Source organism: Streptomyces sp. ATexAB-D23 (genome assembly GCF_000373645.1).
Taxonomy (GTDB): domain Bacteria; phylum Actinomycetota; class Actinomycetes; order Streptomycetales; family Streptomycetaceae; genus Streptomyces; species Streptomyces castrisilvae.
The window spans coordinates 165629-180985 of record NZ_KB892024.1; the positions used below are offsets into that span (position 1 = coordinate 165629).

Sequence of the window (15357 nt, forward strand, 5' to 3'; positions counted from 1 at the left end):
CCATGAGCGTTGTCACCAACACGACCACGATCGGCGCGATCAACGCACCGAGCAGGCGTAACACCGAACTGATGATGATGGTCTTCGCCATCGCCATCTCGGTCTTCGCCTACGCCAACGTGGGTCTCGCCATGAACGGCAAGCTCCCCTCCGGCATGTTCGGTTACGGGGCGGGGCTCATCCTGCTCGGCGGCGTGGCCCACCTCGTGGTGCGCAAGTTCGCCCCCTACGCGGACCCGCTGCTGCTTCCGCTGGCCACCCTGCTCAACGGCCTCGGGCTGGTGCTGATCTGGCGGCTGGACCAGTCGGAGAGGCTGATCCGGCGGGCGGAGACCGGCTACGGGGCGTTCAGCCCCGATGCCCCCAAGCAGTTGTTGTACTCGGCGATCGGTGTCGCTCTCTTCGTCGCGGTGCTGATGGTCCTCAAGGACCACCGCATCCTGCAGCGTTACACGTACATCTCCATGGCCGCGGCCCTGGTCCTGCTGATCCTGCCGATCTTCTTCCCTGCGGTGAACGGCGCGAAGATCTGGATCAGCCTCGGCCCGTTCTCCATCCAGCCGGGTGAGTTCGCCAAGATCCTCATTGCGATCTTCTTCTCCGGCTACCTCATGGTCAAAAGAGACGCGCTGGCGCTCGCCAGCCGCCGTTTCATGGGCCTGTACCTGCCGCGAGGCCGCGACCTCGGGCCGATCATCACCATCTGGGCCCTGTCGATCCTGATCCTGGTCTTCGAGACCGACCTCGGTACGTCGCTGCTGTTCTTCGGCCTCTTCGTGATCATGCTGTACGTCGCCACCGAGCGGACCAGCTGGATCGTCTTCGGCCTGCTGATGTCAGCTGCCGGTGCGGTCGGCGTGGCTTCGTTCGAGCGCCACGTACAGTCGCGAGTGAACGCCTGGAGGGACCCCTTCGCCTGCTACACGACCGACGTGAGCGGCGCCTGCGAACAGATCTCCAACGCGATCATGTCCTTCGGTTCCGGTGGCACGCTGGGCTCCGGCTGGGGCCAGGGTCACTCCGACCTGATCGGCTTCGCCGCAAACGCCGACTTCATCCTCTCCACCGTCGGTGAAGAGCTCGGCCTCGCCGGGATGATGGCCGTCCTGCTGATCTACGGCCTGATCATCGAGCGCGGAATCCGCACGGCACTCGCCGCCCGCGACCCGTTCGGCAAGCTCCTGGCCGCAGGCCTCTCCGGCGCCTTCGCCATCCAGGTCTTCGTGGTGGCCGGCGGCGTCATGGGCCTGATCCCCCTGAGCGGTATGACCATGCCGTTCCTCGCCTACGGCGGCTCCTCCGTCCTGGCCAACTGGGCCCTGATCGCCATCCTCATCCGCATCAGCGACACCGCCCGGCGCCCCGCACCCGCCCCCGCACCCTCCACCGACGCCGAGATGACCCAGGTGGTCCGACCGTGAACAAGCCCCTGCGCCGGATCGCGATCTTCTGCGGCGTGCTCATCTTCGCCCTGCTCGCGCGCACCAACTACTTGCAGTACGTGAAGGCCGACGAACTGAACACCCGCGACGAGAACCGCCGCGTCCGTATCGAGCGGTACGCCCACGAGCGCGGCAACATCATCGTGGACGGCGGCAAGTCCATCACCGGGTCCAAGGAGACCGAGGACAGCGACTTCAAGTACAAGCGGGTCTGGAAGGACGGCCCCATGTGGGCCCCCGTCACCGGCTACTCCTCGCAGGCCTTCGGCGCCACTCAGCTGGAGAGCATCGAGGACGGCATCCTCACCGGCAACGACGACCAGCTCTTCTTCAACCGCACCATGTCGATGTTCACCGGCGACGAGGAGCAGGGCGGCAACATCGTCACCACGCTCAACAGTGCCGCGCAGACAGCTGCCTTCAAGGGCCTCGGCAACAAGAAGGGCGCCGTCGCCGCGATCGACCCGCAGACCGGCGCCATCCTGGCCCTCGCCAGCACACCCTCGTACGACCCCTCGACCTTCGCGGGCAACGAAAAGGCCGACACAGAGGCCTGGCAGGCGTTGCTGAAGGACAAGGACAAGCCCATGCTCAACCGGGCGCTGCGCGAAACCTACCCGCCCGGTTCGACGTTCAAGGTCGTCACCGCGGCCGCCGCCCTGGAGAACGGGCTCTACACGGACATCGACGCGGACACGGATTCGCCGCTGCCGTGGCGCCTCCCGCAGTCGAGCAAGGACCTGGACAACGAGGGCCCCATCCCCTGCAAGAACGCTTCCCTACGCGAGGCGTTGCGCTACTCCTGCAACACCGTCTTCGGCAAGATCAGCGATGACCTGGGCAACCAGAAGATGATCGACGAGGCCGACAAGTTCGGCTTCAACAAGGAGATCTTCACGCCGGTCCGCTCCAACGCCAGCGTGTACCCCGAGGACAACCGGCCGCAGAACGCCATGGCGGGTATCGGCCAGGCGTCCAACCGCGCCACCCCGCTCCAGATGGCCATGGTCGCCTCCGCCGTCGCCAACGACGGCAAGCTGATGCAGCCCTACATGGTCGCCCAGCGGCAGACGCCCGACCTGGACGTCATCTACAACCACGAAAAGGAGGAGCTCAGCCGCCCCCTCTCGGCCGAGAACGCCCAGAAGCTCCAGGAGATGATGGAGACGGTCGTCAAGACCGGCACCGGCACGACCGCGCAGATCCCGGGTGTCACGGTCGGCGGTAAGACGGGTACCGCTCAGCACGGCCTGAACAACGCCGAGAAGCCGTACGCCTGGTTCATCTCGTACGCCAAGACCGACAGCGGTTCCCCGGTGGCCGTCGCCGTGGTGGTCGAGGACAGCCACGCCGACCGCGAAGCCATCTCCGGCGGCGGTCTCGCCGCTCCCATCGCGAAAGCGGTCATGAAGGCAGTCATCGACAGCAAGAAGTGACACCGCCGGAAGTGACACCGCTCACACATGGCCGCGAATACGCACCTGTGGATACCGGTCGGATATCAGGTATCCCCTGTGGGCCGATCAGCTGATGCGGGGCCGGTAGCGTATGCGCGAACAGCACACCGCCGGACCGCACACCGGTGCGGTCAGGACTGACGGAGAGGGCTGGAACAGTTATGGAAGAGCCGCGTCGCCTCGGCGGCCGGTACGAGCTGGGCTCGGTGCTCGGCCGTGGTGGCATGGCCGAGGTCTACCTCGCCCACGACACCCGGCTCGGCCGCACCGTCGCTGTGAAGACGCTCCGGGCGGACCTCGCCCGCGACCCGTCCTTCCAGGCCCGGTTCCGCCGTGAGGCCCAGTCCGCCGCCTCGCTCAACCATCCCGCGATCGTCGCGGTGTACGACACCGGCGAGGACTACGTCGACGGGGTATCCATCCCGTACATCGTCATGGAGTACGTCGACGGGTCGACGCTCAGAGAGCTGCTGCACTCGGGCCGTCGGCTGCTGCCCGAGCGCACGCTCGAAATGACCGTCGGCATCCTCCAGGCGCTGGAGTACTCGCACCGCGCGGGCATCGTCCACCGGGACATCAAGCCGGCCAACGTCATGCTGACCCGGACCGGACAGGTCAAGGTCATGGACTTCGGCATCGCCCGTGCCATGGGCGACTCCGGTATGACGATGACCCAGACCGCGGCCGTCATCGGCACCGCCCAGTACCTCTCGCCCGAGCAGGCCAAGGGCGAGCAGGTCGACGCGCGGTCCGACCTGTACTCGACCGGCTGTCTGCTGTACGAGCTGCTGACGGTCCGGCCGCCGTTCATCGGGGACTCTCCGGTCGCTGTTGCCTACCAGCATGTGCGGGAAGAGCCTCAGCCTCCCAGCAGCTTCGACCCCGAGATCACGCCCGAGATGGACGCGATCGTGCTGAAGGCCCTCACCAAGGACCCCGACTACCGCTACCAGTCGGCCGACGAGATGCGCGCCGACATCGAGGCCTGCCTCGACGGCCAGCCGGTCGCCGCCACCGCGGCTATGGGCGCGGCCGGTTACGGCGGTTACGGCGGCGGCTACGACAACGACCAGCCCACCGCCGCCCTGCGGCCCGCGGACCAGAGCGGCGACCGCACGTCGATGCTGCCGCCGGTCAACCCGGACGACGGCGGCTACGGCTACGACGACCGCCCCGACCGTCGCCGGCAGAAGAAGAGCAACACCTCGACCATCCTGCTGGTCATCGCGGGCATCCTGGTGCTGATCGGCGCGATCCTCATCGGCAAGGCGGTCTTCGGCGGCGACGGCGGCGACAAGGGCGCTTTCGACGTGCCCAACATGGTCGGCATCAGCGTCCAGGACGCGAAGAAGCTCGCGGCCAACGCCAACGTCGTGTTGGAGGTCGGTCCGGAGGAAGAGTGCAAGGACCAGCCGAAGGACAAGATCTGCCGCCAGACGCCGACCGCTGACAAGCAGATGCAGGAGAAGGAGACCATCACGGTCTTCGTCTCCAGCGGTCCGCCGAAGGTCGACGTCCCTGACGTCACGGAGAAGTCCGAGTCCAGCGCCCGCGAGATGCTGGAGAAGAAGGGCTTCACGGTCACCGTCACCTCGGTCGAGTCCGACCAGGCCGAGCCCAACACGGTCCTGGAGCAGTCCCCGAAGGGTGACACCAAGGCCGAGGAGAACTCCGAGGTCAAGCTGACCGTCGCCACGGAGAAGCTGATCACCCTGCCGCCGGTGGACACCCGCCAGTACGACGCGGCGGTGGACCAGCTGAAGGCGCTCGGCTTCACCAACATCGGCAAGTCCGAGGTCGACGACGAGGGACACGAGGCAGGCATCGTCGTCGGCCAGACACCCGAGGCCGGCCAGAAGGTCGGCAAGGACACCGCGATCATCCTCAAGGTCTCCAAGGGCCCGACCCAGCCGGAGCAGGTGACCATCCCGGGTGACCTCGTCAACAAGACCTACCAGGAGGCGAAGGACCAGCTGGTAGGCATGGGACTGGTCGTCGTGCTCGGCCCCGGATCGGTCGACAAGCCGGACGCCAAGGTGGTCATGAGCAATCCGACCCCCAACAGCCAGGTGGACAAGGGCAGCACGGTCACCCTGAACACCATCGACCCCGGAGGCAACATCTTCGGCGGACCGAACGGCGGGCGGGGCCACTGACCCGCCCCGCTCCCGGCACAAGCAGAGGGCCCCGGTCACCGCGTCGCGCGGTGACCGGGGCCCTCTGCCGTACGCCCCTGTGCCCGTCTCAGCGCAGCTCGGCCGGCTTCGTGCGTTCCCCGTCGACCTTCTCCGTACGCACCAGTTCACCCCACACGATGTAGCGGTACTTCGACGTGAAGACCGGGGTACAGGTCGTGAGCGTGATGTAGCGGCCGACCTTCTTCGCGCCCGAGCCCTTCGGGACGGGCCCCAGCACGTCGACGTTGTACTTCGACGTCTCCGGCAGTTCGTTGAAGACCTTGTAGACGTACCAGGTGTCCTTCGTCTCGAAGACGATCGCATCCCCGGTCCGCACCTTGTCGATGTTGTGGAACTTCGCCCCGTGCCCGTCCCGGTGGGCGGCAAGCGTGAAGTTGCCCTCCTTGTCGGAAGGGAGCGCCGATTTCACCGGATCGGTGTAATAGCCGGCGACACCGTCGTTGAGGGTCTCGGTGTCGGTGCCCTTCTTGACGAGCACCTCGCCGTTCTTCATCGACGGGACGTGGAGGAAGCCGATGCCGTCCTTCGTGTCCAGCGCGCCGGGACCGTCGGCCCAGTGGCCGCGGACCGTGTCGCCCTGCTTGGTGGCCTCGCGGTCGGCGAGGACGTTCGTCCACCACAGGGAGTAGACGACGAAGAGGCCGAGCACCAGACCTGCGGTGATGAGGAGTTCGCCGAAGACACTGACGGCGGTCGCGAAGGGATGACGGCCCCGGGTCCGCGCCGGTGGTGCGGACTCCTCGGTCTGCTCCTGGTCCTCGGTCCTCGCTGTCACCGCACCGCCCCTGTCGTCATGATGTCCAGCCCGTTCAGCCCACGAGCACGTCGGGCTTCCCCTTGCTGCGCGGCCGTTCGTCGACCATCTTGCCCCAGACGATCAAACGGTACGTACTCGTGAATTCGGGCGTACACGTCGTCAACGTGATGTACCGGCCGGGCTCGGTGAAGCCGGACTGCGGCGGCACCGGCCCGATCACGGACACGTTGGACGGCGAGGTCTGCGACAGCACGCTCGTCATCTCATACGTGTAGTACGCGTCCTGTGTCTCGACCACGATCGGGTCTCCGGGGCTCAGCCGGTTGATGTAGCGGAAGGGCTCGCCGTGCGTGTTGCGGTGGCCGGCCAGGGCGAAGTTGCCCTGCTTGTCCTCGGGCATCGCCGTGCGCAGCGGTTCCTCGCTGTAGTGCCCGACCATGCCCCGGTCGAGGACCTTGTCCTTGCTGGTGCCCTCGGCGATCGGGGTGACGACGTCGAGCTTCGGGATGTGGATGATGGCGAAGCCCTGGCCCGGTTCGAACGCCTCCGGTTTGGTGGCACCCTTGGCCCAGCCGTCCTGGATCTTGTGGGTCTCCTTGCCGGCGATCTGGTCGGCGCGCACGTTCGTCCACCACAGCTGATAGGTGACGAAGAGCAGCATCAGGACGCCCAGTGTGATGAACAGCTCGCCGACGCCCCGACTGATGACGACCGCGGGGCTGTCCTTGGCCGCCTTGGCCGCCCGGCGCGCCTCCATGCGGGTCATGGGCTTCGCCGGGGCACCGTCCGTACCGGCGGCCCCGGAGGCGGGCCCCGGAGGCGGTGCGGAGCGCCGCCGTCCGCGCCCCTTGGCCGCGCGCCTGCGCTCGGCCCGGCCACCGGTCGCCGGTACGGGAGCTACGGCGGACACGGGCGGTACGCCCTCGTGCTCGCCGGGCTCCTCCGCGCCCTCGTGCTCGTCGTCCCCGGAGAGCGGCTCCGGCTCCCGCGCGGCCTCATCGGCCGGGTCTATTCGCCAGAGGACCTCCGTGCGCGGCTCGACGTTCTCGTCGGCCGGGAGCGCCGGCTCGGCCGGGACCCGCGGCACGGGCTCCTGGTGGCCGTACCAGTCCCGTTCGTACCCCTCGGGGTCATACCACTCGGACGGGGCCTGCTGCGGGCTCTGGGGCCCGTGTGGCGCCTGCTGCCGGTGCGGTACGGCCGTCGGCCCGTGGTGCCCCGGCAGCGGATCGTTCAGCGGGTCCGCCAGCCCGTCGACCGCCGCCTCGAAGGTGCCCGCGCCCTCGTACGCCTGCGGATCGTGCGGGTCGTCCTGCCGCCCGGCCCCGGCCGCGTGGCGGGGTGGGGTCACGCGACGGCCTTGCCCACCACCGGAGCGAGCCCCGCCGACCTCTCGACGGCTCCGGTGTCACCGCAGCGCACCAGCCAGTTGGCCAGCATCAGATGGCCGTGTTCGGTCAGCACCGACTCCGGATGGAACTGCACACCTTCGACGGCCAGTTCCCGGTGGCGCAGGCCCATGATGATGCCGTCGGCCGTCCGCGCGGTGACCTCCAGCTCGTCGGGGACCGTGTCCGGTTCGGCGGCGAGCGAGTGGTAGCGGGTCGCGGTGAACGGCGAGGGCAGACCGGCGAACACGCCCGCGCCCTCGTGGATCACCGGTGACGTCTTGCCGTGCAGCAGCTCGGGGGCCCGGCCGACGACACCTCCGTACGCCACCGCCATCGACTGCATCCCCAGGCAGACGCCGAACACCGGGACGCCTGTCGCCGCGCAGTGCCGCACCATGTCGACGCAGACGCCCGCGTGCTCCGGGGTGCCGGGTCCGGGTGAGAGCAGGACGCCGTCGAAGCCGTCCTGGGCGTGCGCCGTGGTCACCTCGTCGTTGCGCAGCACCTCGCACTCGGCACCGAGCTGGTAGAGGTACTGGACGAGGTTGAAGACGAAGCTGTCGTAGTTGTCGACGACCAGGATGCGGGCGCTCATCGGCCGGCCCCCGTGGCCGCGCTCGCGCCGTCGACCGTCACGTCACCGAACGGAAGCAGCGGCTCCGCCCACGGGAAGACGTACTGGAACAGCACGTAGACGACCGCCAGGGCGAGCACGAGCGAAATCAGTCCACGCACCCACGCGTTGCCCGGCAGATGCCGCCAGATCCAGCCGTACATCCTGACCCCTCCATTCGGTACGGGACCAGAGTAGAGCCTGCCCGGCGGCTCAGCCGTGGAAAGCCATGGGTCAGCCGCGCAGTGCCGCCGGCCTGCCGTCGGTCACGGGCTGGGTGGCGTCCAGGTGCGCCCAGGCGATCAGCCGGTGGCTGCTGCCCCACTCGGGGTCGCAGGTCGTCAGCGTCAGATAGCGGCCGGGCCCGTCGAAACCGGACTTGCGCGGGACGGGGTCGATGACCCCGGTGTCGCTCGGCACGGTCCGGTACGGCTTGCGGTCGACGCGGTACGTGAACCACGTCGTCCCGTCCGTCACCAGCACCGCGTCACCGGGGCGCAGCTCGGGGAAGTCCTTGAAGGGGTCGCCGTACGTGCGGCGGTGCCCGGCCACCGCGAAGTTGCCCGTCGCGCCGGCGCGGGCGGTACCCCGGTAGTGCCCGAGGCCTTTCTGCAACGTCTTGACCTCGGTGTTCTCCAGGACGGGCCACTCCCAGTCCTTGCCGAAGCGGGGGATGTAGAGCATCGCGAACGGCTTGCCGTCGCGGTACGCCTCGGGGGCCGGGGCCGAAGCGGGCGCCTGGTCCGCGGGCGTCCCGGTCGCGGGTGCGGTGACCGTGCCCCGTGCCCACTGGTTCTCCAGGGCGTCGATCTGGCCCTCGGTCGCACCGGCGGCCTTCACTCCGGTCCAGAACAGGAGGTAGACGACGAAGAGGATGATCAGGGCGCCCGCGGTGACGCACAGCTCGCTGAACGTCCTGACGACGATTCGCACCGACACCGGCCGGCCTCCCCGCGGCTGCTCGTTACTCCACCGGCTCCGCATAGTGCAGATCCACTGTGCCCGAATAGCCGGGAAGAGTCACCGCCCGGTGCTCGTCGACTTTCCAGCCGAGCCCGTAAGCCTTCACGTACAGCAGGTAGTTCTGAATCGCCGGCGAGGCGTCGAGCGCCTTCCTGAGCGCACCGGGATCGCCCACGGCGGTGATCTTGTACGGGGGTGAGTAGACCCTGCCCTGGAGGATCAGGGTGTTGCCGACGCAGCGCACGGCGCTGGTGGAGATCAGCCGCTGGTCCATGACCTTGATGCCTTGGGCACCCCCTTCCCACAGCGCGTTGACGACCGCTTGCAGGTCCTGCTGGTGGATGACCAGGTCGTTGGGCTGCGGGTCGGGGTAACCGGGGCTCGCGGTGGCGTTCGGCGGTGCGTCGTTGAGCGTGACGGCCAGGGCCCGGCCGGAGAGCTTGGTGGTGCCGGCGGCCCGCTCCAGCTCCTTGAGCCGGGCGGCCTCCGCCTTGGTGCTGCCGTTGTCGCGCTGGGCGAGGCTGTCGATGTCCCCGCGCACCGAGGAGGTGGACTCCTCCAGGGCCGCGTTCTTCTCGCTGCGCTGCTGGATGAGGTCGGAGAGCTTCAGCAGGGAGGCGTCGGTACGGATATTGGTGCCCTTGGCCGTATTCGCGCTGGTCACGAAGATAAGGCCGGCAAGAGCGAAAACGGCAGCCGTGAGCACTCTGACCGGGTGCCGGAACGTGCGCCGGACCGGCCCTGGGGGAGAGTCGGCAGAATTGCTCAACGTACCCTTATCTCCTTCGGTGCCACGGAAGCACTACGCTAACGGACGCCCGGGGGAGGCAGCATTCCCCCTCGCGCCCCGCCCCGGCGCCAGCCACAGTTCCCTGCGCGGTCACGCAGCGCATCGACAGGAGAGTCCCTCGTGCCGAAGTCACGTATCCGCAAGAAGGCCGACTTCACGCCGCCCCCGGCGAAGCAGACGACCAACATAAAGCTGACCAACCGCAGCTGGGTGGCGCCCGTGATGCTGGCGCTCTTCCTCATCGGTCTGGCCTGGATCGTTGTTTTCTATGTGACCGACGGCGACCTGCCGATCAAGTCGCTGGGGAACTGGAACATCGTCGTCGGCTTCGGCTTCATCGCCGGCGGCTTCGGCGTCTCCACCCAGTGGAAGTAGCCCGCGCGACCGCGTAGCAACGCACGTCGGCACCGGCTCCCACAACCCCTGCCCTGAGTTACCCACAGCGTTATCCACAGGCGGGGGAAAAGGTCAGACGATCTGTGGATAACTCCCAGACCGTTGACGCCGGTGTGACCGCACCGCCCCTGCCCCGGGGCGCAACGCCCCTTGTCCCTGCTGGAAAAACCCAGCTCAGCGACAAGGGGCACAGTTGTACCCGCACTATGCACAAGATCCGGATCATCTGTGGAACCCTGTGGACAACTTCGGTCACAAACGGTCCACACCTGGTCTGCGGGCGGTGTGGAGATGCCCTCTACGTCAGAGCTGCTGTTCTGACCGCCACGATCAGGATCACCACCACAAGGGTCACGGCGCAGGTCCCGAACTGCACGAGATTGCGCCGCTCACGCGGGGCGTGCACCATGCCGATCCCGATCAGCACCCCCGCGACCAGCCCGCCGACATGCGCCTGCCAGGCGATCCCGCCCCACGGGTTGAAGGTGATGACCAGGTTGAGCGCCAGGATCATGAAGACCGGGCGCATGTCGTAGTTCAGCCGGCGCATCAGGACGACCGTCGCGCCCAGCAGGCCGAAGATGGCGCCCGAGGCCCCCAGCGAGGGCTGGTTCGGCGCCGCGAGCCAGTACGTCAGGGCGCCGCCCGCCAGCCCCGAGAGCAGATAGAGCGCGAGATAGCGGACACGGCCGAGCACCGCTTCGAGCGGTCCGCCCAGCCACCACAGACCCAGCATGTTGAAGCCGATGTGCCACACCTCCTGGTGCAGGAACATCGACGTCACCAGCCGGTACCACTGGCCCTCGGCGATACCCTCCGGCGGCCCGCCGTAGTAGAAGTTGGCCCGGCCGAGCAGCACCAGCTCATCGAGCAGCGAGCCGTCCGCCAGCACCGCCACGAACACCGCGAGGTTGAGGCCCAGCAGGATCTTGGTCACCAGCCGGGGGTCGGCCGCGACCGGGCCGCCGGCGAGCGTGCGCGGCCGGGCGGCGGACGCCCCGTGCCCCGTACCGGAGCCCTGGCGGACGCAGTCCGGGCACTGGAAGCCGACCGAGGCGCTGACCATGCAGTCCGGGCAGATGGGGCGGTTGCAGCGGGTGCACCGGATCGCCGTCTCCCGGTCCGGGTGGCGGTAGCAGCAGACCGGGCCCCCGTCGGGCGGGGGTGGTCCGGGCGCGCCCGGCGGCTGCTGGTCCATCGGTCCCATGACTTCCCGGTCCCCTCGGTCCTCGTCGTCGTCCTCGTCGTCCCGGTGACGCGCACGACACCGCCCCGCGCATCCGTTCTGCCATGAGATACGGACGGGCGGGGCGGTTGGTTCCCGAACGTGAAATCGGAGAGTGATCGGATCGTTACGAAAAGCGATCAGCGCTTCTCGACGATGACCGATTCGATGACCACGTCGTGCACCGGACGGTCGGTGCGCGGGTTGGTCGGGGCGGCCGCGATGGCGTCGACGACCTGCCGGCTCCCCGGCCCGTCCACCTCGCCGAAGATGGTGTGCTTGCCGGTCAGCCACGACGTCGGCGAGACCGTGACGAAGAACTGCGATCCGTTGGTACCGGGACCGGCGTTGGCCATGGCCAGCAGATAGGGCTTGGTGAACGCGAGGTCGGGGTGGAACTCGTCGGCGAACTCGTAGCCCGGCCCGCCGGTCCCGTTTCCCAGCGGGTCGCCGCCCTGAATCATGAAGCCGCTGATCACGCGGTGGAAGACGGTGCCGTCGTACAGCCGGTCCATGGACTTGGCCCCGGTCGCGGGGTGGGTCCACTCACGCTCCCCGGTGGCGAGCTCGACGAAGTTCCTGACCGTCTTGGGCGTGTGGTTCGGCAGGAGCCGGATCACGATGTCGCCTTGGTTGGTCTTCAAAGTGGCGTAAAGCTCCTCGGCCACGATCTGCCTTCCGTAAGTCTGTGCGTCCGCTGTGCGCGTCGGTACGGGGAGCATCGGCCCCCTGGCGAATGCCACCCCCCTGCGGCCGGGCGGCTCCGACGTACCGATCCTTGCACGGGCCACCGGCACCGTGTCCGATCCGGGCGCCGGGGACTTCCCGTGCCGCCCCGGCGCGAAACGTGCCGCCAAGTGCGTGACGAACCGGCGCGGGCCGGACCGAACCGTGGCATTGTCATCGGAAGGCTCCCCTTGCACCGCATTGCCCGAGAGCATCCTCGATCAACCGAATGACCCGGATGCCCGCCCCACGTGCCGCACCGGCCCCATGCAGGCATGATCTCGAATTGGGTGGAAAGGCGGAGTACCTACCCGCCACCAAGGAGGAGGATCCCGTGACCCGCATCGACAGCGTGCGCGCCGCAACCGACTCGGCGAAGGACAGCGTGCAGCACGCCGCGGTAGTGGTGGCGCCCTACGCCGACTCGGCCAAGGAGCAGGCCGTTCACTATGCGCACGAGGCTCGCACGCTGCTCGCGCCGAAGGTGTCGAAGGCAGCCAAGCAGGCCCGTGTCCAGTACGGCGCGCACGTCGCCCCCCGCATCGAGCTCGCCCGCGCACACGTCCCCCCGAAGGTCGACGAAGTCGCCCAGCGCACCGCGCTGCGCACCCGCCAGGCCGCCAAGACCGCCGCGGACTACACCGTCCCGCGCATCGAGAGCGCCAGGTCCGCCGCCCAGCCGGTCGCCGAGGAGGCCACGGCCCGCAGCGCCGCCGCCCTGGCCGCCCTGCGCAGCCAGGTCACGGCGAAGCAGATCCAGAAGCTGGCCCGCAAGCACGAGCGGCGGGCCAAGTGCGGCAAGGCGTTCAAGGGAGTGGCCGTGACGGGCCTCCTCGCCGGCGCCGCGTACGCCGTGTGGCGCTGGTGGGACAAGCAGGCCAACCCCGAGTGGCTGGTGGAGCCGCCGGCCCCCACCGAGGTCGATGACCGCGCCCCGCTGTCCTCCGTCGACGGCAGCCCGAACGCCTCGGCGCTGCTGGACCCCGAGGTGGAGGCCAAGCAGGCCGACGCCGAGGCGGGCGAGGACGGCCCGGACACCACGGGCGGCACGGACCCGGACGGCCGCCCCTGACCCCCGCCGACGGCACGGCCCACGCAAAGAGGCCCCCCGACCCGCGTATGCGCAGGTCGGGGGGCCTCCTTCGATGTGGAGCCTAGGAGATTCGAACTCCTGACATCTGCCTTGCAAAGGCAGCGCTCTACCAACTGAGCTAAGGCCCCGACAGCAGACAGACCACGACGCCTCGACGTCCTGGCCACCGCCGCAGAACAGAGTACCGGCTCACCCCCGGAATCCTGCAAAAAAACAGGGACTCCCCGTCCGCGACCACGCTCCGTAAGATGCTGGTCCAGGTTCGCAGCAGCGAAGCCGATGCGAAGGGGAGACGCAATGGATGCAGCGCAGCAAGAGGCCACGGCCAGAGCCAGAGACCTTCAGCGCAGTTGGTACGGGGAGCCGTTGGGGGCGCTCTTCCGCCGGCTGATCGACGATCTCGGCCTGAACCAGGCGCGGCTCGCGGCGTCACTCGGACTGTCCGCCCCCATGCTCTCCCAGCTCATGAGCGGTCAGCGCGCGAAGATCGGCAACCCGGCTGTCGTACAGCGCGTCCAGGCACTCCAGGAGCTGGCCGGCCAGGTGGCCGACGGCAGCGTCAGCGCCGGCGAGGCGACGGCCCGCATGGAGGAGATCAAGAAGTCCCAGGGCGGCTCGGTCCTCTCGGGCACCGGACAGACGACCACGAGCGGCGGAGCACCCACCGTGCGCCGGGTGGTCCGGGAGATCCAGTCACTGCTGCGCTCCGTCTCGGCCGCCGGTGACATCATCGATGCTGCGGACTCCCTCGCCCCGACGCACCCGGAACTGGCAGAGTTCCTCCGGGTGTACGGCGCGGGGCGTACCGCGGAAGCGGTGGCGCACTACGAGAGCCACCAGAACTAAGAACCTTTTCGGTCAGGCCGAAACAGGAACGGGGAGCGAGCGCAGCGCCATGGGTGAGGTCTTCGCCGGACGGTACGAACTGGTCGATCCGATCGGACGCGGTGGGGTCGGTGCCGTCTGGCGCGCCTGGGACCACCGGCGCCGCCGCTATGTGGCGGCCAAGGTCCTCCAGCAGAGCGACGCGCACACGCTGCTCCGCTTCGTCCGCGAGCAGGCGCTGCGTATCGAGCATCCGCACGTCCTCGCGCCCGCGAGCTGGGCCGCCGACGACGACAAGGTCCTGTTCACCATGGACCTCGTCAGCGGCGGCTCGCTGGCCCATGTCATCGGCGACTACGGGCCGTTGCCCCCTCGGTTCGTCTGCACCCTGCTCGACCAGCTGTTGTCCGGTCTTTCGACGGTGCACGCCGAGGGGGTCGTGCACCGGGACATCAAGCCGGCGAACATCCTGATGGAGGCCACCGGTACGGGCCGGCCCCATCTTCGGGTGTCCGACTTCGGCATCTCCATGCGCAAGGGCGAGCCCCGTCTCACCGAGACGAACTACGTGGTGGGGACGCTGGGTTATTTCGCGCCCGAGCAGATGATGGGGGCGGAGCCGGACTTCCCCGCGGACCTCTTCGCGGTCGGCCTGGTCGCCCTCTATCTGCTCCAGGGCAAGAAGCCCGACTCCCAGGCGCTGATCGAGCACTTCGCGGCGCACGGCGTCCCCAGCGCCCCCGACGGCGTCCCGGAGCCGCTGTGGCAGGTCATCGCGGGCCTGCTGCAACCCGACCCGCAGGACCGTTTCCGTACGGCCACGGGCGCGCGCAAGGCCCTGACCGCCGCCGTCGAGATGCTGCCCGAGCCCTCGCCCCACGAGGAGCCGGTGGAGGTCTTCGACCAGATCGGCCCGCTGCCGGAGGGCTTCGGGCCCGACGGACCCCTGCCGCCCGGCGGTACGGCCGCCCAGCAGACGACAGGTCATCCGACAACCGGCGGGCAGACCGCGCACCGGCCGGCCCCGGACTCCCAGCCCTCGGGCGGGCAGCCTTCCCACCCGGCCCCGGCCCACCCAGTACCGGCCCACCCGGCCCCGGGGCCACAGCCCGTCGGGCCGCAGCAGCCTTACCCGTCCGCTCCCGCTTCCATGTCCGAGACGGGCAGCTTCCACCTCCCGCCCCCCGAGTTCGCCGCCCCCGCGCCCCAGGCACCGCACCCCAACGCCCAGGCGGCCCCCTACCCGTACGCCGCCGCACCCGACCCGGCGCCCGCCCCTGCTGCTCCCGGGCCGCACAATCAGGCGTACACCCGCCCGTACACCGCTCCCCAGCCGGGGGCCGCAGCCCAGCAGCCCTTGGGGTCCACGCCCGCCCCACACACGCGTCCGGGACCGTCCCCGAAGGTGGCGGTCCCGGTCCTGCTGGTGGCGCTGATCTGTTTCGCGGTGGGCATCTGGGCGCTGACCCAGGCCTGAGGAC

15 protein-coding genes and 1 tRNA gene are annotated in these 15357 nt (G+C 68.9%); 7 read left to right on the plus strand and 9 right to left on the minus strand.

Annotated features, from left to right (window positions below):
* Positions 1–2 precede the first annotated feature (2 nt).
* The 3 genes from B082_RS0121360 (at position 3) to pknB (ending at position 5055) form a co-directional block, all read left to right on the plus strand.
* Positions 3–1421 carry an FtsW/RodA/SpoVE family cell cycle protein gene (locus B082_RS0121360; RefSeq protein WP_018553854.1) on the plus strand — a complete coding sequence of 473 codons (1419 nt, stop codon included), beginning with the start codon at positions 3–5 and terminating at the stop codon, positions 1419–1421.
* Positions 1418–2878: a peptidoglycan D,D-transpeptidase FtsI family protein gene (locus B082_RS0121365; RefSeq protein WP_018553855.1), complete on the plus strand. Its 1461-nt coding sequence runs from the start codon at positions 1418–1420 to the stop codon at positions 2876–2878. Before B082_RS0121360 ends, B082_RS0121365 begins: the two co-directional genes overlap by 4 nt.
* 182 nt (positions 2879–3060) lie before the next feature.
* Positions 3061–5055 (plus strand): Stk1 family PASTA domain-containing Ser/Thr kinase, encoded by a 1995-nt coding sequence (gene pknB / locus B082_RS0121370; RefSeq protein WP_018553856.1) that lies wholly within the window; start codon positions 3061–3063, stop codon positions 5053–5055.
* An 88-nt stretch (positions 5056–5143) separates the two neighbouring features.
* On the opposite strand, the gene B082_RS0121375 is transcribed toward pknB, so the two are convergent.
* The 6 genes from B082_RS0121375 to B082_RS0121400 all read right to left on the minus strand — a co-directional run bounded on the left by B082_RS0121375 (position 5144) and on the right by B082_RS0121400 (position 9590).
* Positions 5144–5872, minus strand: a complete 729-nt coding sequence (locus B082_RS0121375) for a class E sortase (RefSeq protein ID WP_018553857.1) — start codon at positions 5870–5872, stop codon at positions 5144–5146.
* A 34-nt stretch (positions 5873–5906) separates the two neighbouring features.
* Positions 5907–7205 (minus strand): class E sortase, encoded by a 1299-nt coding sequence (locus B082_RS0121380; protein ID WP_018553858.1) that lies wholly within the window; start codon positions 7203–7205, stop codon positions 5907–5909.
* Positions 7202–7840 (minus strand): aminodeoxychorismate/anthranilate synthase component II, encoded by a 639-nt coding sequence (locus B082_RS0121385; protein ID WP_018553859.1) that lies wholly within the window; start codon positions 7838–7840, stop codon positions 7202–7204. The genes B082_RS0121380 and B082_RS0121385 overlap by 4 nt, the downstream gene beginning before the upstream one ends.
* The gene (locus B082_RS0121390; protein ID WP_018553860.1) at positions 7837–8022 is read right to left on the minus strand and encodes a hypothetical protein; all 186 of its coding nucleotides are present in this window, start codon (positions 8020–8022) and stop codon (positions 7837–7839) included. Before B082_RS0121390 ends, B082_RS0121385 begins: the two co-directional genes overlap by 4 nt.
* A 70-nt stretch (positions 8023–8092) precedes the next feature.
* Entirely contained in the window at positions 8093–8797 is a 705-nt protein-coding gene (locus B082_RS0121395; protein WP_018553861.1) for a class E sortase, read from the minus strand.
* Between the two features lie 25 nt (positions 8798–8822).
* Positions 8823–9590, minus strand: a complete 768-nt coding sequence (locus B082_RS0121400) for a DUF881 domain-containing protein (protein WP_026250031.1) — start codon at positions 9588–9590, stop codon at positions 8823–8825.
* 141 nt (positions 9591–9731) lie between these two features.
* Here B082_RS0121400 and crgA point away from each other — a divergent pair, with 141 nt between their 5' ends.
* Positions 9732–9986 carry a cell division protein CrgA gene (crgA, locus tag B082_RS0121405; protein WP_018553863.1) on the plus strand — a complete coding sequence of 85 codons (255 nt, stop codon included), beginning with the start codon at positions 9732–9734 and terminating at the stop codon, positions 9984–9986.
* Positions 9987–10305: 319 nt separating this feature from the next.
* On the opposite strand, the gene B082_RS0121410 is transcribed toward crgA, so the two are convergent.
* Positions 10306–11205: a rhomboid family intramembrane serine protease gene (locus tag B082_RS0121410; protein ID WP_018553864.1), complete on the minus strand. Its 900-nt coding sequence runs from the start codon at positions 11203–11205 to the stop codon at positions 10306–10308.
* A 167-nt stretch (positions 11206–11372) separates the two neighbouring features.
* Positions 11373–11900, minus strand: a complete 528-nt coding sequence (locus B082_RS0121415; protein WP_026250032.1) for a peptidylprolyl isomerase — start codon at positions 11898–11900, stop codon at positions 11373–11375.
* 392 nt (positions 11901–12292) lie between these two features.
* Between B082_RS0121415 and B082_RS0121420 the strand changes: the two genes are divergently transcribed.
* Positions 12293–13030 carry a DUF5324 family protein gene (locus tag B082_RS0121420; RefSeq protein ID WP_018553866.1) on the plus strand — a complete coding sequence of 246 codons (738 nt, stop codon included), beginning with the start codon at positions 12293–12295 and terminating at the stop codon, positions 13028–13030.
* A 76-nt stretch (positions 13031–13106) separates the two neighbouring features.
* On the opposite strand, the gene B082_RS0121425 is transcribed toward B082_RS0121420, so the two are convergent.
* Positions 13107–13179: transfer RNA gene (locus tag B082_RS0121425), tRNA-Ala, on the minus strand.
* A 169-nt stretch (positions 13180–13348) separates the two neighbouring features.
* Here B082_RS0121425 and B082_RS0121430 point away from each other — a divergent pair.
* Both B082_RS0121430 and B082_RS0121435 read left to right on the plus strand, forming a co-directional pair.
* Positions 13349–13897 (plus strand): DNA-binding protein, encoded by a 549-nt coding sequence (locus tag B082_RS0121430; RefSeq protein WP_026250033.1) that lies wholly within the window; start codon positions 13349–13351, stop codon positions 13895–13897.
* A 49-nt stretch (positions 13898–13946) separates the two neighbouring features.
* Positions 13947–15353: a serine/threonine protein kinase gene (locus B082_RS0121435; protein ID WP_018553868.1), complete on the plus strand. Its 1407-nt coding sequence runs from the start codon at positions 13947–13949 to the stop codon at positions 15351–15353.
* Positions 15354–15357 lie beyond the last annotated feature (4 nt).